This is a genomic window from Bacillus cereus group sp. BfR-BA-01430, assembly GCF_022663115.1.
Classification (GTDB): domain Bacteria; phylum Bacillota; class Bacilli; order Bacillales; family Bacillaceae_G; genus Bacillus_A; species Bacillus_A cereus_BD.
Genome location: NZ_JAKUEW010000014.1, coordinates 36,487 through 55,487, shown reverse-complemented (window position 1 = coordinate 55,487; position 19,001 = coordinate 36,487). Strand labels below are relative to the sequence as shown.

The following is a 19,001-nucleotide window of genomic DNA, read 5'->3' as shown; positions in this document are numbered from 1 at the left end:
TAACGTTCTATAATTGGTGTTAACAAATACACTTAGTAGGAGGAATAAAAAATTGAGCAACAATATAGACATAAATAATAACAATTTAGATTTTTTAGACAGAGAAGATTTATTGAAAATACTTAAAAATATGGTGGATGGAGGAGTATCATTAAGCTTTTATGGGAAGCGGACAGCCGAAGAAATTTATAAAAAGGTACGACCAAGGGTAACTCGTGTGAATAGAAAGTTATGTGTAGGTACTGAGGAGCAGCAGGCCAGAAATATAATTCTTGAGGGAGAAAATCTTCAAGGCATGGTTACATTATATAAATACAGAGAGCAAGTTGATTTGATTCTCACAGATCCTCCATATAATACTGGACAATATTTCCGTTATAATGATAAATGGGACACAGACCCAAATGATCCAGATTTAGGGACAATAGTTGCAGAAGATGATGGTTCTAAGCATACAAAGTGGATGAAGGCGATGATGCCACGTCTTCATATGATGTGGAAGATGCTTAAACCAACGGGTGTAATGGCTATATGTATTGATGATAATGAACTATTTCACTTAGGAATGATGATGAATGAAGTATTTGGTGAAGAGAATAGAATAGGTATTATTAACTGGCAAAAGTCCTATGCTCCTAAAAGTGATAGCAAACATATGTCTACTGGTGCGGAATATATACTTGTGTATGCAAAGGATAAATCATTAGCTAAGACAGGACTTTTACCTAGGGAGGATTCAACTAATTCGAAGTAAAAGAACCCGGATAACGATCCCGAAGGACTTTGGCGAAATGATAATGCTACTGTGGCTACGGTAGTAGAGAAGGATACTTATGCAATTCAATCACCTTTTACAGGTGCTTTACATTATCCTGGAGCAAGAGCATGGTCCTTTCCAAAGAAAACCATGAAAGAATGGTTAGAACAATGGGGTTCAGAGTATATTGAAATATCCATTGGAGATGGAAGAGCTAACGCTTTGGTAATAAAAGATGCTCCTATCCCATCTATTCCTCTAGATAGAAATTTAGAAAATAATCCAGTAGTTGAAAACGAAGATGTGTTTCATTCGCCAGCTATCCAATTATCAAGAGAAGCAGCGAATTATATAATGCACAATGAGGTATGGCCGATATTGTATTTTCCAAAAAAAGGGCATGGTAGACCTGCAATAAAAAGATACTTAAAAAATGTTAAAAGAGGAAAAGTGCCTTTAACATATTGGGGGGATGATAGCTATGAAGTCCCTTTCGAATTAGGTGCTCAATCATGGAATCATGAAGAATCTGGACATAGTCAGACTGGCATCAATGAGCTTGATGAAATAATAGGAAAAGGACATAAATTTCAAACTGTAAAACCTTTGAAGCTAATGAAAAAAATTATTCAGCTGTGGTGTCCTTCCGAAGGATTGGTACTCGATCCTTATGCAGGATCTGGAACGACCGGACATGCAGTGTTGGAATTAAACCAAGAAGCGGGTACAAAAAGAAAGTTTATTTTAATTGAGCAAGGTAACTCAGAAAAAGGTGACAAATATGCTAGAAGTTTAACCCAAGAGAGGATTCGTAGAGTTATAACTGGTGAGCGTCCGGATCAGAATGGAGTTCTTATACAAAAGTATAAACCAATTAATAGTGGTTTTGAATTTAGAACTTTAACAAAACAAATTGATGCTAATACAGTACTTACAATGAAAAAAGATGAATTAGTCGATTTGGTGATTACATCGCATTGGGAAAATGAAAGAAGATCCAGTTCTAATTTAATTAGAATAGAAAATACTAAATTTCGTTATTTGGTGGGGAAAAATGACGAAAACGAGGGTTACTTTATTATTTGGAATGGCGATGATGAAGTAGGTCAATTGGATTTAGAGACATATGGAACTATTATTGAGGAAGCTAAAAAAGAGAATTTAAATGGACCTTATCATGTATATGCAAGATACGAAGTTTTTCAATCCAACAGTGTTAGGTTCTATAAAATACCAGATAAAATTTTAGCTCATTTGGGATTAAATGAAAATAGTGATCCTTATAATGAGATTGAAGGGGAGTAGTAAAAATTGAATCTTTTACCGTTTCAAATAGAGGCATCAACTAAAATTGCAACTCGTTTTGCTGATTATATGAAAGACCCTCTTACAGTTACAAGAACTAAAATAGTGCCCTTTTATCAAAATCTATCTTCGATTACTGGAAGTGGAAAAACATTAATTCTTGCAGATGCAATTGAACAAATAAGATGTCTACTTCCTGTGGAACCAATCGTATTGTGGTTATCAAAAGGAAAAGTAGTTGTATGGCAAACATATACGAATTTATCATCGGGTAAGTACTCAAATTTTCTTGGAGGATTCACTGTTAAGCCTCTTCTTGATACTAGTAAGGGAGATATAGAGTCACCAGAATCTGGTCTCCTTTTAGTGGCTACAGTAGGGAAATTTAATCAAAAGGATAAAGAAAAGGGTGATAGAAAAATTTTCAGAGTGCAATTGGATAGCGCAGACGACTCTTTATGGAATTTATTAAAAGAACGTCGGAATGCAAAAGGGATTAAAAGACCATTGATAATAGTTTATGATGAAGGGCATAACCTTTCTGATCAACAAACTAATCTTTTGTTGGAATTAAATCCAGATGCTTTAATTGCAGCGAGTGCAACAATGAAAGTTCCTCAATCTCTTTCAAATACCATTGATAGACTAAAGGTAGATAAGGGCTGGAAAGATGAAGATTTTTATACTAGTGTAAAAAGTTCAAGTGTTGTTGGATCAGGATTAATAAAACAAAATTTGCTACTAGGAGGATATTTAACACCAATGGAAATAGCTCTAGATGACATGGTGTCAAATATTATAAAGGTTGAGCGACAGTGCCAAAAGCTTAATGTGAAATTTAAACCTAAAGCAATCTACGTCACTAATACCAATGTTATATCGGGTATAGAAAAAGACGAGGTTAAACAACCCTTTGATGATAGAAAAGCTAGACCAATTGTGATATGGAAATATCTTGTTGAAACTAAAGGGATTGATCCTTCCGAAATAGCTGTTTATTGTAATTTGAAGTTTGATAAAAAATTTCCGCCACCAGAAAATTTCCGTCTTTTCTCCGGTGGAGATTCGGACTATGATGATTTTATATCTGGTAATTTTACCCATATTATATTTAATCAAACCTTACAGGAAGGCTGGGATGATCCTTCAGTTTATTTTGCATATATAGATAAAGATATGGGATCACAAATACAAGTTACTCAAATAATAGGGAGGGTCCTAAGGCAGCCTGGAGCAACTCATTATGCATCTGAAGAGTTAAATACCGCTCATTTTTTCATAAGGACAGATGAAAAAAATACATTTGAAGAAGTATTGCAAGAAGTAAAAGGGAAAATCACAGCAGATTCGCCTGAAATTAATCTTACTTACTATAAAAAAGGCACTAGTAACGATAATCCAATTCTTCAACCTAAGTGGAAACTACAGGTTCCGGAGATATCAATTAATTCACAAAATGCTCAAAAGCCAATAAAAGAAATAACTGATAGAATACAAGATTTTAGGTATGATACTGTTAATACAATAGGAAAAGGTGGACGAATTCAGGTCCTACAATCAATTGGTACGGAAAATGATAATGAAGAAGAATGGGTTGAAGTTGAACATAGTAACCGTGTATCCGCGAGATGGATATTTATAAGAGAAGCTCAAAAAACTTATGGTAAAGCTATTAATCTATGTGATATTGAAGATCCAAAATTAGATGCGTTAGTAGAATATAGCAGTAATGCAGCAGAGCATTTAAGGGAATCTGCAAATAAAGTTGTTAAAACATATATTGATTATTCTAATGTGATGCAAAATAACTATAATCTACTTGAAGTATCTCCTATTCCAGTGAAACAAGCTGAAATGATTAGATATAACAACTCAGTACATGAAGGATATAGTGGGTTAAATAATTTAGAAAAAACATTTGCTAAAGCTATAGATAAATACGGATTAAAATGGCTTAGAAACCCATCGAGAGGTTATTTTGAAATACCATTACTTGATTTAGCGGGGAATAATAATTTTAATCCTGATTTTATAGTTTGGAGTGAAAATTCCATTATTGCTATAGATACTAAAGGGGATCATTTGATTGCTCAAGATTCAGCTAATAAACTTTTTTATCTTGACTCAATTGGAACGGGAAAACCAGTTAAAATTCGTCTTGTAACTGAGGGCGAATGGGATGATGAAAGGACTAAACGTGGAAAACATGGTTATACTGTATGGATATTGAAAAATGGTAAGATTAAGCCTATATGGTGTAAAGATGTTGAAGGGGCAATTAGTATATGTGTTGATAGCGAATTTAATTAAATTATATACTAGTAGTTTTTATAATTAATATAAAAATGGTTTAGAACGATTTTTTATTAAATCTACTCCAAGATTTCAAACAACATGAAGTGATAGGGAAATTGTGATTTTTATTTAATTTAAGTGAAAAGCTTCTTACAGTATTTGGATTACATAGTTGGAACTCTAATTACCGATTTTGAGTAGATGTGTTGAATGATAATATGAAAAATAAGGTGAAAGCGATTAAACTTTATTAAAAAAATCTCATACTTAGCTAAAAAGAGTGACACCATTTTGATTAATCTTTTTTCAAAATGGTGTTTTTATAGTTGCTGTTAAATGAAGGTCTACAACTTCAGTTTGATTAAACTTTATTCCAAACCAACATTGGTTTTGTACAGAGATAATAAAGTTGTTTAATTTACAATAAAGTCATTTAAAAAATAATATAGTTGTTTAAAAATCCTTCTTCTACTAACGAGGCAGGTTAGTGGAAGAAATAGCAAGTGGGTTTAACTAGGAGAAGTGTCGATGACATTAAAGAAGACACCGAGGTGTCTTCTGTTTTTTAAATTAAGGATATCGATAAATTAAGATTTATTTACTTAACATTATACTTATTTTCGGACCGAGGCATCTAATCGGTGAGTATATACAAACCAAGTAATGCTTGCTGTTAATAATGTTGACGAAATTAAAGCTGTAAGAACACTATATGTTTGCCAAATAAGTATCGTTGACCAATCGAAGGCAAAAAACATTATACACTGGGCAATCGTAGCGATTAGGAAAATAATTGTTACGATTGTTCTCTTTTTTGTCATTGGCTGCTGCTCATTCGTTTTCTTTTTTCTTAATCCTAAGAAAAATAACAGAACGGCTAATAGGCAAAGAATAATTGTGGTAGACGACAAAATGATATCCAACAGTTGTGTGCCGCTTATCTCATATGACTGAGTTAGATTGCCGTTTAATATATTTTTAACTTTTAGTACCAGGTTTATATTGGTATTTGCGCCGTTGCTCAGTAAGCAGATGGCTGTTCTTTCATTTGGCAGTATGGCTACTTCGGTACTAAAATTTGGATTACCCCCAGTGTGTTCTATAAACGTTTGTTCGGCGTTTACCGACCAACCTGCCGCATAATACATATCATTGACAGCCGAAACAGACATATCACCCCTATGTGATTTTTCGATGGCCCTGTGAAATATTTCGGGTATGTCCTGCACGATACCCATCTGTATGCCCATCCAACGCGCCATATCTTTTGTATTAGAAATGATATAGCCGGCAGGTTTATTCCCAGCATAATCCGGAGCGTTAAATGGAGTTGTTATAAAAAAGGAAGAACGGTAACCCTGTGCTAACTGTCCAGTGGCTTGAGCATCTTCTTTATAAACATACGTCTGGTGAAGACCTAAGGGTAGAAATACCTGTTCCTTCATAAAGTCTTCATAGCTTTGTCGTGATACAATCTCAATAACCAAACCCAATACGTCATAATTAACGGTTCCATAGTTATATTGTTCACCGGGAGAGAACGCCAATTCTGCATCTACCAGCGTTTCCACAGTCTTTTGCAACATATCAGGCGTATTACCTTGTGGAATATTTTGAATATGTCTAATATTTGTTAGGCCGCTGGTATGGTGAAGAAAGTTATTTAGTGTAAGGTTTTGCATATCAACAGGTTTACCTTGATACTTTAACGTAAACCAAGGTAAATATTTTTGGATAGGGTCAGTCATTGATAGCAGCCCTTGCTCTTCCAATAGCAAAATCCCCATACCAGTAAAAGCTTTACTCACCGAGGCCAACTCATAGAGTGTATTTTCACTTGCAGACTGGCCCTTTTCAAGATCTGCATACCCAGAAGAAAAGTAGAACACTTCACCATCAGCAAGTATTGAGATTGACATTCCAGGCACACCTGACGTACGACAGGCATCATCTAGCAATGCTTGTATTGCCACAGATTTCGAATCTGACAACGCATAACCTTGTGTTACGAATCCTGAGAATAATATAAATATCGTTAATACAAAAACAATAGTTTTTTTCATATACTCTCCTTTTTGAAGAATTATAAGGGGAAAAATAACTTATTTTTATAACTATAAACTAAACTCTAATTTATCTTTCTATTTACCTATATAATATCAAATGATTGTGAAGAGTTACACTTAAACTAACGGGGGCGTTAGTTCAATAAGAAGTAAACAACTTTATTATTCATTTTTTAAGCATTACATAAGCAGATGGATATAATTTGAAACAACTTTAAAGAGCCTTGCTGCATATAGAATGTAGTAAGGCTCTTATCTTTTTTAATCAAAATTCAATAACTTTATTATCACTATACATGGTTGTGGATTTGAAATAAAGTCATGATGTTTATAAAAAAGATGCGATGCTTCACCCCTTTAGATATGATTATCTAAAGGGGTGTTTTTGTGTCTAAAAGAAAAAGAACATCTGAAGTTGAAAAGTGGATGAAATAAGATTGAGGTTCAGGGATAGGAGCCTTGCTCGTAACAACTCACATAATAAAAATTTAAAAAACATGAAAAAACTTGAAGTTTACGTTGCGTCATTTTATATACTGTTTAATAACTACCATATATATCTATTTTGTTTATTGACATATAAGTTGCAGCTATGGATAACAAAAGATAACTGCACTTGTTTTTTCTCTTTGTTTTCACTTGGTATGGGGCACAGGAAAAAAGTCTAATCGCTTCTATGCATGAACGAATGCTCTCTCCACCTAAAAAGAAGAGCTTTATATCGTTTTTTAATTTGTATTTATATATTTAGAGATACTTAGATAAAAGGGATTAGGAGAATAGGAGGTTTTTAGATGAAACAGGGAGATATTATTATTTATGGATGTGTCATTATAGGTGCAGGTATCGGACTGACACTGGATCATGCATTTCCTGGTGTACTGATTGGCTTAGGAGCAGGATATTTAATTAAAAACTTTTTTGGTAAAGAAGAATAAATGTGGAATGAATGAAATAATTGTTAACGATAACGTACAGAAAGGTAGGTTTATCCGTTGATACACATTAATAAGGTTGGGGAGCTGACAGGTGTTACAGTAAGAACACTGCGTTATTATGATCAAATCGGATTATTAAAACCTGCGTCCAAAACAGAGGGTGGCCATCGTTTATATACGAATGAAGAAATAAAAAAACTACAGCAGGTTCAATTTTTAAAAAAGGTTGGATTTTCGTTACATGAGATTAAGAATATGCTTGCTTCCAGTGCATGGGATTGGTCAGATAGTTTAAGGAGACAATTATCTTTTGTAATAAAAGAGCAGGAAAATTTAAAGAAAATAGAGTTATCCTTACGAGAAATGATACATGGAATCGCGATAGAAGGAGAAGAAAACTGGATCGCGATTCAGAAGGTTATGCAATTATCTAGTAAAGATAAAGAAATACAGCAATATTATCTTGAATCTGTATTTAAAGATAGAGAAATGAAACTATGGGAAAAGGTTCCCAATATGGCAAGTGAGAATGCTGATTCACTAGAATGGATTGCTCTGATAGGTCAGCTAAAGCGTTATATGAAGGATGGTCCAAAAGCAACCAAAGTCCAGAATATTATTAGAAGAATGGATGAAAAGCGCTTAGAGGAATTTGAAGGTGAAGATGAATTTTTAGATAAACTTTGGGAAATAAGGATGTCACCAAAACAATCAGAGAAATTGAGATTATATCCAATTGACCATGATGTACTTGAGTTTATGGATCAAGCATATGCCATTTTTATGGCTGAAAAGAATAATTTCCAACCGGAATAAGGGGGAAGAAGGATGAGTACAGAACTACTTCTCCTAATAGGGGGATTGGCCTTATTAGACACGTTAAGCCCTGCTACATTAGGGGTAACGGTATATTTACTTTTAACAGATAAAGAGAAACTTACTAAATATTTATTGGTTTATTTACTGACGGTAGCAGGATTTTATTTTGCTGTTGGAGTTTCACTCATGTTAGGATTAGATTTCTTGCTTGAGATAATTTCTGGCGTATTTCAAAATCGAATCGTAAGCTGGGCGTTCTTTATTATTGGGGTGATATTGTTCATAGCGAGTTTTTATGTTCCAACAAAGAAAAGTTCAGACCTACCTGCACCAAAATCAAAAAGTATTCTTTCAATGGTTGCTCTAGGATTCACTACTTCATTCATTGAAGTAGGTAGTGCATTTCCTTATTTTGCAGCAATTGGCATAATGACTACTTCTAATCTATCGTGGGTGGAATGGTCGTCTATTTTAGCTGGATACAATTTTATTATGGTGTTGCCTTCCCTCGTGCTGTTTCTCTTCTATCTCCTGTTTGGAAGGTGGATGCAAACATTTCTCGAGAAGCTTCGAGTGAAAATCGCTAATCATACAGGGGCGGCTCTTTCTTGGATTATGTGTATAGTTGGTCTTATCTTGATTTTGAATAGCCTAGATTATTTGTAGCATGTTTGACTAGAGTATTAGTTAAAAGCAGAATTGTTCAACAATCGGGACATATTCTAACATGATGAATTGCAAACATATTGTAAATTTGAGATGATTTAGGTAGAAAACTAAAATGTAATATAGGATGTGTATTACTATGAATATCATAGAAGGGGGAAGGGAAATATAGGGAATTCATGGAGACGACCTAAAATAAAAATTCAAAGAACAAAAAGTGAATGGATTTGGGATATCATTGGATATTCATTTTTTTAGGATCAATCATTTTTTTGATCATTATTTGGGGAAGATTACCCGAGGAAGTACCGGGGCATTATAGTGCAGCTGGAGTTGTAGATCGTTGGGGTACTAAGGGGGAACTTTTGATTTTACCAGGAATCGGGGCATTTACCCTGCTTTTAATGCAAACTGTAGAAATGTTTCCAGAAGTTCATAACTATCCACAAAGACTGAATGAATCGAATGCTAAGCAGTTTTATTTAAATAGCCGAAAAATGATGAATCAATTAAAAAATGTTTGTTTAGTTGTTTTTGCTTTAATCCAATTTGAGACAATTTCAGTCACTTTAGGTTGGAAAATCGGTTTTGGTAAGTTATTCCTAAAACTGTTTTATTAAAGAATGAAACAACTAAAAATAGGAAGAGCGTGTTTTGATTAATCTTTTTTCAAAACACGCTCTTTTTTATAATGAAATAAAACTTCTCAGTAACCGTTTGTTTGAACCTTTTTTAGTTATTTTATAATGACTTCTGAATTGTTAGCTCTATTCGCAAACTGTTCCAGTTGCAATACCAGTTGGAGCGTCACCTGCCAGAATGGTATTAATAACCATATTGGTGGCAGTATCAATAACCGAGACTGTATTTGTAACATAGGCAAGAGATCCATCTGGCAAAATAGCTACTTGGTCAGGTGATAGCCCAACAGGGATAGTAGCAATTACTGTATTCAATGACGTATTTATTACGGATACATTGTTACTTTCTTTGTTTACAATGTAAACAAAAGAACCATCTGGTGTAATGTCTGCACCGACAGGAGAGTTCCCGACGTCAATCGTATTGATAACCGTATTCGTGGCAGTATCAATAACGGATACTGTATCAGTTAAGGTCATATCATTACCTTGATTTGTAACATAAGCACGAGTCCCATCTGGTGTAAAGATGATAGATCGAGGACGATCTTCAACGGCAATTGTATTAATCACCGTATTGGTAGCAGTATCAATAACCGAGACTGTATCATCTAATTCATTTGCCACGTAAGCAAGAGATCCATCTGGAGAAAAAGCAATTCCTTGTGGAGCATTTCCGACGATAATTGTATCAATCACTGTATTGGTAGCAGTATCAATAACGGAAACGGTATCGAAGCCATGATTTGAAATATAAGCGGTTGCTCCGTTTGGAGAAATTGCTACACCAAGTGGCTCTTCTTCAACAGGAATCGTAGCAATCACCGCATTCGTAGCAGTATCAATAACGGAGACTGTATTAGAAAAGATATTTGGGACATAAGCTCTTGTTCCATCTGGTGAAACCGCTACTTCAAGAGGTGCATCTTCTACAGGAATCGTAGCGATTACCGTATTTGTTGCTGAATTAATGACAGATACGGTATCATTTGCTGGATCGCCCATAGCTCCTGCATTGGTAACATAAACAAGGAAATTACATGTTGGTCCAGTCGGCCCTGTAGCTCCGGTTGGCCCCGTCATTCCGGTTGGTCCCGTAGCTCCGGTTGGCCCCGTCATTCCGGTTGGTCCCGTAGCTCCGGTTGGTCCCGTAGCTCCGGTTGGTCCCGTAGTTCCGGTTGGTCCCGTAGTTCCGGTTGGCCCCGTCATTCCGGTTGGTCCCGTCATTCCGGTTGGTCCTGTAGTTCCGGTTGGTCCTGTAGCTCCGGTTGGTCCCGTCATTCCGGTTGGTCCTGTAGTTCCGGTTGGTCCTGTAGCTCCGGTTGGTCCTGTAGCTCCGGTTGGTCCCGTTGTTCCTGTTAGTCCGGTCAATCCTGTTAGTCCGGTCAATCCTGTTAGTCCAGCCGGCCCAGTTGGCCCAGTCGGTCCGGTTGGCCCCGCACTATTTATGAGTGAACTGTTTAAGACTCCTTGTAAAATCAATTCAAATATTTGATGCAATAAAGTATTCGATATATTTGAACAACCAACAAGTAAAGATAAGTTTTGAAATAGAAATTTGAATAATGCTGAGATTTGGGAGAGAGAGGCAGTGAGTAAGGAACGGATTAGTTGTTGAATGATTTGTAGAATAAATTTCTTTTGCGGTGTATTTGGTTGTACCTTTGTTAATAAATCGTATAAGGACTGTAAAACGGATTGAAGTGCTTGTGCTGTTGTCGGATTTGGGGTTGTAAAAAAGGAAAGAATAGCGTCATTTAACAAGCGTACTACTTGTAATAAGTCTTGTTGTTGAGAAATCGACAAGAAGACAGGTGTACAACAATTGCTGGGATCACAAGAAGAAACAGAAGAAACATAAGGCGGCCAAAATTTTTTACAAGGATCTGGTGGATTCGATTTTTTATTATACCTCATAAAAAACCTCCTATATATATTCTCGTGATTACTAAATGTCACATGTATTTTTAATGTTTTGTTCATTCTTCCATAAACTTATTTTTTGAACGCGAGCCTTTCTTTGGAATGTAGGCTTCATTTTTTGTTTTTGTCGAAACGTCTTGTATGTTAGTAGTTCATTTTTGCAGGATATTCAAAGCATAAATCTACCTTCTTTTGAAGTATATGTTAATCAAACAGAGAAATTCTTGTAAATGTACAGCCGATAATTGGGATTAAAGGTGTAACACCAACATAAGAGGAACAATAAAGTTATTTTTTTATTCAGTCCCAAAAGTTGATATTGACATACCATTGGCTGAGGAGCATACTTATGAATTTCATTCCAATCATTTTTTCAAATTCTCATAAAAATAGTCTTTTAGTTCTTACCTAACTAAACATACAAGCTCTTCTTTCTGATTGTTCGTTTTTAACTAAATATATCATTAATCTAATGTGTGTCTTCAATATTTGAGGGTATGAAGGGAATATAAAATAAATCTTAAATATATATAATGAAGCAAAGGAGGGAATGAACCGTGAGGGATGACATGGATGCAAAGGAAAAAAGAGAACACTTAAGGCAACAAGAATTAAAACATAACCCTACAGGCTCTTTAAATGATGGAGTAAAGAGAACTGAAAGTGGTAATTTAGTAGATTTAGTAGGTGGCATAGGTTGGAAGGGGATGGGTATACTCATTGTCGTATTATTGCTAGGATATATGATATATAATTACATGTTTAGTTGAGAGAAATGTTTCGTGAATGAGTTTCTGGATCGTAAGAAGCATTTGTTGTTACAATGAAATAAAAAAGGAGCTGAAAAATAGTGTATAAGATCATTTTTGCATTAATTGCTATATTAACAGTGTTAACAGCTTGCAACCGCGCTGAACCAGCTAAAGACAATCATGATGTTACAGTGAAAAAAGAGGAGTCCTCACAACAAGAGAAGAAAGATATAGAACAAACAAAGGATGAAAAAACGACAGAGCAAGTAAAGGAGGAAGAGTCGAAAGAACAATCCGAAAACAATCCGACAGAAAATGAAAATCATGAGAAGTGGGCTTCATTACCTGAGTATAATAAGATTGTTGAACAAATTGGCAGCGAAGATTATAACTTTCAAACGGTAACGGATAACGAGGGGAAACGTGTTCTTCACATTCTTGATAAGGATGGCCAAAAGCAATATAAAACAATATTCGTTAAAAATACGAATCGCCTTAAAATCATTAAAATAAAAGGGGGCGGAATGATTTTTAATGGACCGCTTTCTTAAATCAGATATGTTTATAGATACCATTTCGTTAAAATGATATTGGTGCATTCCATTGTTGCGGCAGGTTCTGTGGTGACAAAAGATGAAACTCTACTTAAGAGGGGAACATCTATTTTAGACGTTCTCCTCTTAAACAAAGTTAAAAATAGCGTGCGACTTCTTTCGCTCTTTTCATAGCATTTTCTTTAATTTCTTCTGCTTTTTCTGGATATTTATTATGTCCCTCGATAAATATTCCTTCAAAGGAAGATGTTCCAAAAAAATCCATCATCACTTGTAAATAACGGTGTCCCATTTCTTTATGTGCTTCTGGTTCTTCTGAATAAATATCACCGCGTGCTTGAATGTGTAGTGCTTTTTTTCCTGTTAATAGTCCGGTTGCACCTTGTTTTGTATATTTAAACGTTTTTCCAGATACAGCTACAGCGTCAAGATATGTCTTCAAAATAGCTGGAATAGAGAAATTCCACATCGGTGTGACAAATACATACTTGTCCGCCAAAATAAATTGTCCGCCTAGTTCAGCTAGACGTCCAACTTTTGATATTTCAATTGGTGATAATTCATGAAGTGGTATGCCTAATCGGAGCTTTTCCCAACCATTGAATACATCAGTATCAAGGTAAGGAATATCCGCCTTGTATAAATCAAGATGAACAATTTCATCATTGGGATGTAGTTCTTTATATGATTCAAGGAATACTTTCCCGACTTCCATACTGTATGACCGAGTTTCATCAAACGGATGTGCTGTAATATAAAGAAGATTTGCCATTTATTCCTTCCTTTCTAAAACGGGGTCAATTTTTATATTCAACAGTGTAAGTTCTTTTATAAGTATTGTCCAATGATTGAATCCATTGAAAAAGTTATATGATTTTGTACATATATTCCTTACTCTTGCATCCAGCTTTCAGCCCATTGATTAATCGGACCAAGAATTTTCCCTAGTTCAATTCCCTTTTTTGTTAATAGATATTCTATTCGTACAGGACGTTCCTCTGTTGCGCGGCGAATGACGATGCCATTATCCTCAAGTTCCTTCATTCTTTCTGTTAGCATGCGCTTACTTAAATCTGGAATTGTTGCATGAATGTCACTAAAGCGTTTCGGACCACTCATTAGCACATAAATAATTAATCCCGTCCATCTTTTTCCGATTAGTTCGAAACTATTTTTTAATTTAGACCCCACATCAGGTTGTTCCTTCATTTCTCACACCACCTTACACGTAGTTTATGATAGTAAGTTTCTTATGTATTCATGGTAACCAAAATTTATATATGCTTCTGAAATTATATCAATAATGACAGATGTTAACAAAGGGAAACTACAGCAAAGCATCAAGTGAAATGAATCGTAACGGTGCTGGAAAATAAGAAAAAGATAATAGAAACAAAAACAACGCCCAAATTTGTATTTTTAATATGGACATTTAGAGGGCGTTTTTTTATTTGAAGAAAAAGTATATGTTTTAGCAATATAGTAGAAAGGACTGAAAGGAAAATAGGCATTTGATTTGAATGTGCACACTTTATATGTGGTTTGGGTTTTATTACCACCAAATATTTGTTGACAAAGGATTCGTGCAAAGTTATTATTGGTTACATAAAGTAACTAAACTATAAAAAAGTTATTAGATAAACATTTGTTTTTAAATTATGTTAAGGAAGTTTTTTTAAACAAATGTTTTCTGTTTAAGGGAGGAATGAAACAGATCATCGTTGTCTTATTTGGAGTCAGTGAAGAAAAAAATTTCCTCGCTCTTTCTAATTGCAAAGAGACACAAATAACAAGATAAAGAGATAAAAAGTATTGAAATAAAAAAGTTTTTAGCATTTTTCTTTATATAGAAAAATTAAACTCTCCTCTTTTATGAGGTATAGAAAACAAAGATGAAATTTCATCTAGAAAGGTTTGGAACAATGGATATTTTGTTAGCAATTTTACCAGCGCTGTTTTGGGGAAGTATTGTGCTATTTAACGTCAAACTTGGTGGTGGGCCGTATAGTCAAATACTTGGAACGACTCTTGGCGCACTGATTTTCTCCATAGGTATTTATATTTTTGTTCAGCCTACGTTAACACCTTTGGTGATTGGAGTAGGAATTGTATCAGGTTTATTTTGGGCATTAGGACAAGCGAATCAATTGAAAAGTGTTGATTTAATGGGAGTTTCTAAAACAATGCCTATTTCAACAGGATTGCAATTAGTGTCAGCTACTTTATTCGGAGTGATTGTATTCCATGAATGGTCAACAACAATGTCTGTTATATTAGGTGTTCTTGCACTTATTTCTATCATTGTTGGAATCGTTCTCACATCGTTACCAAGTAAAGAAGAAAAGAATGCAGAACAAGCAGGGAATTTTAAAAAAGGTATTTTGATTTTACTAGTTTCTACATTTGGCTATTTAGTGTATGTCGTTATCATACGTTTACTTAATGTAGATGGATGGTCCGCGTTATTGCCGCAAGCAATAGGAATGGTATTAGGCGGAATTGTATTAACATTCAAACATAAGCCATTTAATAAATATGCAGTTCGCAATATTATACCCGGTTTAATTTGGGCAGCTGGAAATATGTTTTTATTTATTTCGCAGCCGCGGGTAGGGGTAGCGACAAGTTTTTCCCTTTCTCAAATGGGGATTGTGATCTCAACTTTAGGTGGAATTTTCATTTTAGGTGAGAAGAAAACAAAACAGCAATTCATTGCGATTATCATTGGAATTATTTTCATTGTCGCAGCTGGAATTATGTTAGGAATCGCGAAAGGATAAAAAGGAGGAATATATTATGTATACAGATTTAAAAGGAAAAGTAGTTGTTATTACAGGTGCATCAACAGGATTAGGAAGAGCGATGGCAATTCGTTTTGGAGAGGAAAAAGCAAAAGTTGTCGTTAACTATTATTCAAATGAAGCAGAAGCAAATGAAGTAGTAGAGGCAGTTAAAAAAGCAGGCGGAGAAGCTATTGCTGTACAAGGGGATGTCAGAGTGGAATCAGATATGATTCATCTGGTTCAAGCAGCAGTGAAAGAGTTTGGAACATTAAATATCATGATCAATAATGCTGGTATTGAAAATCCAGTGGCTTCCCATGAAATGCCGCTAAGCGATTGGCAGAGAGTAATTGACACGAATTTAACAGGTGCTTTCTTAGGAAGCCGAGAAGCAATTAAATATTTTGTTGAGCACGATATTAAGGGTAGCGTTATTAACATGTCTAGTGTTCATGAACAAATTCCATGGCCATTATTTGTACACTATGCAGCAAGTAAAGGTGGCGTTAAGTTAATGACAGAAACGCTAGCTTTAGAATATGCACCAAAAGGAATTCGTGTAAACGCTATTGGTCCAGGTGCAATCAATACGCCAATTAATGCTGAAAAATTTGCAGATCCAGAAAAACGTGCAGATGTTGAAAGTATGGTTCCGATGGGACATATTGGAGAATCAGAAGAAATTGCTGCGGTTGCAGCGTGGTTAGCTTCTGAGCAAGCTAGCTATGTAACAGGGATTACATTATTTGCTGATGGCGGAATGACTCTATATCCATCATTCCAAGCTGGACGTGGTTGATCTATAAAAAAGTAAAATAACAAGTCCGTAGAGATAAGCTCTTTGCTCTGCGGGCATTGTTATTTCAATAAATAGACAAAAAGAATGAATTTTATAACTTGATTTCATTTTTGTTTGTGTATATAATTAAGTTATAAACTTACTATTAATAAGTAATTTATTTTTAGTATTAATCTACATATTTTTTAGCTTTAAGATAAAAATTGGAGGGATTTAAGATGGCAAAAGATTTTTATACAGCAATTGAAGACAGAAGATCTGTTTATGCAATTAGTAAAGAACAAGTAGTTTCTGACGAAAAAATTCAAGAGGTAATTCAGCACGCTGTAAAGCATACACCTTCAGCTTTTAACTCTCAAAGTGCACGTGTTGTTGTTTTACTAGGAGAACAGCATGATAAATTATGGGATCTGACAAAAGAAACATTGCGAAAAATTGTTCCTGAAAACAATTTTGGAGCAACTGAAGAAAAAATGAACGCATTTAAAAGCGGTTATGGAACTGTTTTATTCTTTGAAGACAGCAAAGTAGTGGAAGGGCTTCAAGAACAATTTGCATTATATAAAGACAATTTCCCAAAATGGTCTGAGCAATCATCAGGTATGTTACAATTTGCAATTTGGACAGCATTAGAAATCGAAGGATTTGGTGCAACATTACAGCACTATAATCCATTAATTGATGATGAAGTGAAAAAAGAATGGAATGTTCCAGGAAGCTGGAAACTCATTGCACAAATGCCATTTGGTAAACCAGTAGCACCAGCTGGAGAAAAAGAATTCCAACCATTAGAAAATCGCGTAAAATTTTATAAATAAGAAATGAAAAGAAGCTGCCTATCAAATTCATTGATAGGCAGTCTTTTTTTGTATATATCTAAAGTTTTGATTTTCACATTTCCTTAATTTGTTATACTGAAAGGAATAACAAAAGAAAAGGGGACATTGCCTTTGATTAAATTTTTAGTTTTAGCGATTCTTACATTATTTTTAATTCCATGGACAAGAGGGAGAAAAGCACTTCGTACCGTGGATAAAAAAGATTCTGAGACAGTTATAAAAAAGAAGGCTGCACCTGTTTTAGCCATTCCCGTTTTTCTTTGGATTGGCATTGCAATCTATGAATATTTTTGGCTAATCGATGACCGTGTAGACTCGATTCTTACGCATTACACGGTTGTTATTGCAGTACTCATTGGAATGGTTCTCGTGTTGCAAGGTAGAAGAGGGAGATTAGAAGTTAAGGTGAAAGCAAGTGTAATGCTAGTTTTACTTTTAGCTTACGGTTATTTTACTTATGTACATGATATCGTAATCTCACAAAATAAATATGATTCTGTTATAAAGGTAGAAAAAGATATTTCAGAGCCTTTCACGGAAAATGATCAGCCGTTTACCGTTCCACCGAAAACAGCGGAAAATAAGATGAAGAAGGTATTTGGTGATATTCCAAAAGTAGCCTACTTTGAATTAGGAGAACTTACTCCACAAATGGTAGATGGGAAAGCTTTGTATGTGGCTCCAATTGAGGTTTCAGGATTTTTTAAGGCACGTAAGGCAGGAACGATTCCTGGTTACGTGACGATGTCAGGTACAAATCCTGATGCGGAGGCGAAATTACATCTTGGTTATAAAATGAAATATGTACCAAGTATGTTTTTTGGTAATCATTTAGAACGTGTTGTTCGAAAGGCAGAGCCAAATCTCATTTTTAAAGGAAAACCGAAGTTTGAAATAGATGATAAAGGGAAGCCATATTATACAATGACATACGGTGAATTTATTTCTGGGCGTTCTGGATTTGAAGTAAAAGGCGTTGTCGTTGTGGATGCACAAACAGGTGATGTAAAACGATATGATAAAGGAAAAGCACCTAAATTTATTGATGGTGTGTTAAATCATGAAACGGCATCCATATTAAATACGTACTTCGGTAAGTTTGTGCATGGTTTTTGGAATACGAAATTTTCTCAAAGTGATGTGAAGATTCCAACTGAATGGGGAACAAAAGAAGGAGTAACACCAATCTTTGGGAAGGACGGAACATTATATTACTTTACTGATTTTACTTCTCCAAAAGAAGGGGTCGATTCTGCTTTAGGTTATTCTTTAGTAGATGCACGTACAGGGAAGCTGTATTACTATAATGGAAAAGAAGTAAAAGGAATTATGGATGGCTCAGCTGCGACAGAGGTAGTAGATAATTCTTTTAAGAGAGAGAAATGGCACGGAACGATGCCGGTTATTTATAACGTGTATGGGAAGCCTTCTTGGATCGTGCCTGTTATTGATGATGGCAGTTTAGTGCGAGCACATACAGTGATTTATGCTTCCAATGCAAAAATATTTGCGACAGGTTCCACTCAAAAAGAAGCACTAGAGAAATATAAGAGTGTGCTAACTGGAAGTGGAGGTTCATTCCGTCCGACTTCTAGCGGGAAAGAAGCTCAAAAAGAAGGGATTGTGCAGCGTGTTTATAAGGAGAAATCAGGAGAAAATACGCTTGTCTTTATCTTATTAGAAAATGAGAACAAAGTATTTATGGTTTCTGCAAAAGACTTCCCGTATGCGATGTTTACTGAAGTAGGAGATTCCATTAAAATGACGTATTTGGACACAGGGGAAACGATGTCTTCAGTATCTAAATTCACAAATGAAAATTTAAAAAAGTAGAGCGATAGATTTTCTATCGCTTTTTTTATGT

General features: G+C 35.0%; 17 protein-coding genes. 13 read left to right on the top strand and 4 right to left on the bottom strand.

The annotated features are described in order from the left end of the window. Positions 1 to 52: 52 nt before the first annotated feature. The 3 genes from MR058_RS18865 to MR058_RS18855 are packed head-to-tail and all read left to right on the top strand — an operon-like array spanning position 53 to position 4,372. Positions 53 to 754, top strand: a complete 702-nt coding sequence (locus MR058_RS18865) for a DNA methyltransferase (RefSeq protein ID WP_242145410.1) — start codon at positions 53 to 55, stop codon at positions 752 to 754. A gap of 51 nt (positions 755 to 805) precedes the next feature. Then, complete coding sequence (locus tag MR058_RS18860) at positions 806 to 2,062, top strand: DNA methyltransferase (RefSeq protein WP_242145409.1); 1,257 nt, start codon at positions 806 to 808, stop codon at positions 2,060 to 2,062. Positions 2,063 to 2,068: 6 nt separating this feature from the next. Then, the gene (locus MR058_RS18855; RefSeq protein ID WP_242145408.1) at positions 2,069 to 4,372 is read left to right on the top strand and encodes a DEAD/DEAH box helicase family protein; all 2,304 of its coding nucleotides are present in this window, start codon (positions 2,069 to 2,071) and stop codon (positions 4,370 to 4,372) included. A 599-nt stretch (positions 4,373 to 4,971) separates the two neighbouring features. Here the strand turns inward: MR058_RS18855 and MR058_RS18850 are convergent. Next, entirely contained in the window at positions 4,972 to 6,420 is a 1,449-nt protein-coding gene (locus MR058_RS18850; protein WP_242145407.1) for a serine hydrolase domain-containing protein, read from the bottom strand. Between the two features lie 797 nt (positions 6,421 to 7,217). Between MR058_RS18850 and MR058_RS18845 the strand changes: the two genes are divergently transcribed. From MR058_RS18845 to MR058_RS18830, 4 genes are all read left to right on the top strand, one after another. Continuing rightward, the gene (locus tag MR058_RS18845) at positions 7,218 to 7,361 is read left to right on the top strand and encodes a hypothetical protein (protein WP_242145406.1); all 144 of its coding nucleotides are present in this window, start codon (positions 7,218 to 7,220) and stop codon (positions 7,359 to 7,361) included. Between the two features lie 57 nt (positions 7,362 to 7,418). Next, positions 7,419 to 8,177 carry a MerR family transcriptional regulator gene (locus MR058_RS18840; protein WP_242145405.1) on the top strand — a complete coding sequence of 253 codons (759 nt, stop codon included), beginning with the start codon at positions 7,419 to 7,421 and terminating at the stop codon, positions 8,175 to 8,177. Positions 8,178 to 8,189: 12 nt separating this feature from the next. Then, positions 8,190 to 8,846 (top strand): GAP family protein, encoded by a 657-nt coding sequence (locus tag MR058_RS18835; RefSeq protein WP_242145404.1) that lies wholly within the window; start codon positions 8,190 to 8,192, stop codon positions 8,844 to 8,846. A 248-nt stretch (positions 8,847 to 9,094) separates the two neighbouring features. Then, positions 9,095 to 9,466, top strand: a complete 372-nt coding sequence (locus MR058_RS18830; protein ID WP_313949179.1) for a DUF1648 domain-containing protein — start codon at positions 9,095 to 9,097, stop codon at positions 9,464 to 9,466. 147 nt (positions 9,467 to 9,613) lie between these two features. Here the strand turns inward: MR058_RS18830 and MR058_RS18825 are convergent, their stop codons facing one another. Then, positions 9,614 to 11,404 carry a beta-propeller fold lactonase family protein gene (locus MR058_RS18825; RefSeq protein ID WP_242145402.1) on the bottom strand — a complete coding sequence of 597 codons (1,791 nt, stop codon included), beginning with the start codon at positions 11,402 to 11,404 and terminating at the stop codon, positions 9,614 to 9,616. A gap of 575 nt (positions 11,405 to 11,979) precedes the next feature. Here MR058_RS18825 and MR058_RS18820 point away from each other — a divergent pair. Both MR058_RS18820 and MR058_RS18815 read left to right on the top strand, forming a co-directional pair. Then, positions 11,980 to 12,180 carry a DUF6366 family protein gene (locus tag MR058_RS18820; RefSeq protein WP_242145427.1) on the top strand — a complete coding sequence of 67 codons (201 nt, stop codon included), beginning with the start codon at positions 11,980 to 11,982 and terminating at the stop codon, positions 12,178 to 12,180. 80 nt (positions 12,181 to 12,260) lie between these two features. Then, a complete protein-coding gene (locus MR058_RS18815) occupies positions 12,261 to 12,713 on the top strand; it encodes a hypothetical protein (RefSeq protein WP_242145401.1) in 453 nt (150 codons plus the stop codon). Positions 12,714 to 12,852: 139 nt separating this feature from the next. Here the strand turns inward: MR058_RS18815 and MR058_RS18810 are convergent, their stop codons facing one another. Next, the gene (locus MR058_RS18810; protein ID WP_242145400.1) at positions 12,853 to 13,488 is read right to left on the bottom strand and encodes an FMN-dependent NADH-azoreductase; all 636 of its coding nucleotides are present in this window, start codon (positions 13,486 to 13,488) and stop codon (positions 12,853 to 12,855) included. A gap of 119 nt (positions 13,489 to 13,607) precedes the next feature. Beyond that, a complete protein-coding gene (locus MR058_RS18805; protein WP_242145399.1) occupies positions 13,608 to 13,925 on the bottom strand; it encodes a winged helix-turn-helix transcriptional regulator in 318 nt (105 codons plus the stop codon). Between the two features lie 713 nt (positions 13,926 to 14,638). Here MR058_RS18805 and MR058_RS18800 point away from each other — a divergent pair. The 4 genes from MR058_RS18800 (at position 14,639) to MR058_RS18785 (ending at position 18,970) form a co-directional block, all read left to right on the top strand. Further along, on the top strand, positions 14,639 to 15,496 hold the full coding sequence (locus tag MR058_RS18800; protein WP_242145426.1) for a RhaT/GlcU family sugar-proton symporter: 858 nt from the start codon (positions 14,639 to 14,641) through the stop codon (positions 15,494 to 15,496). Between the two features lie 16 nt (positions 15,497 to 15,512). Further along, positions 15,513 to 16,298, top strand: a complete 786-nt coding sequence (gene gdh, locus MR058_RS18795) for a glucose 1-dehydrogenase (RefSeq protein ID WP_242145398.1) — start codon at positions 15,513 to 15,515, stop codon at positions 16,296 to 16,298. A 218-nt stretch (positions 16,299 to 16,516) separates the two neighbouring features. Beyond that, positions 16,517 to 17,116, top strand: coding sequence for a nitroreductase family protein (locus tag MR058_RS18790; RefSeq protein WP_242145397.1), 600 nt, complete (start codon positions 16,517 to 16,519; stop codon positions 17,114 to 17,116). Positions 17,117 to 17,251: 135 nt separating this feature from the next. After that, positions 17,252 to 18,970, top strand: coding sequence for a DUF3981 domain-containing protein (locus tag MR058_RS18785; protein ID WP_242145425.1), 1,719 nt, complete (start codon positions 17,252 to 17,254; stop codon positions 18,968 to 18,970). The last annotated feature ends 31 nt before the right edge of the window (positions 18,971 to 19,001 follow it).

Coding starts and splice junctions, on each gene's coding strand:
- MR058_RS18825 (WP_242145402.1), bottom strand. CDS start 11,404: ATGAGGTATAATAAAAAATCGAATCCACCAGATCCTTGTAAAAAATTT.
- gdh (WP_242145398.1), top strand. CDS start 15,513: ATGTATACAGATTTAAAAGGAAAAGTAGTTGTTATTACAGGTGCATCA.
- MR058_RS18820 (WP_242145427.1), top strand. CDS start 11,980: ATGGATGCAAAGGAAAAAAGAGAACACTTAAGGCAACAAGAATTAAAA.
- MR058_RS18835 (WP_242145404.1), top strand. CDS start 8,190: ATGAGTACAGAACTACTTCTCCTAATAGGGGGATTGGCCTTATTAGAC.
- MR058_RS18845 (WP_242145406.1), top strand. CDS start 7,218: ATGAAACAGGGAGATATTATTATTTATGGATGTGTCATTATAGGTGCA.
- MR058_RS18805 (WP_242145399.1), bottom strand. CDS start 13,925: ATGAAGGAACAACCTGATGTGGGGTCTAAATTAAAAAATAGTTTCGAA.
- MR058_RS18850 (WP_242145407.1), bottom strand. CDS start 6,420: ATGAAAAAAACTATTGTTTTTGTATTAACGATATTTATATTATTCTCA.
- MR058_RS18810 (WP_242145400.1), bottom strand. CDS start 13,488: ATGGCAAATCTTCTTTATATTACAGCACATCCGTTTGATGAAACTCGG.
- MR058_RS18790 (WP_242145397.1), top strand. CDS start 16,517: ATGGCAAAAGATTTTTATACAGCAATTGAAGACAGAAGATCTGTTTAT.
- MR058_RS18800 (WP_242145426.1), top strand. CDS start 14,639: ATGGATATTTTGTTAGCAATTTTACCAGCGCTGTTTTGGGGAAGTATT.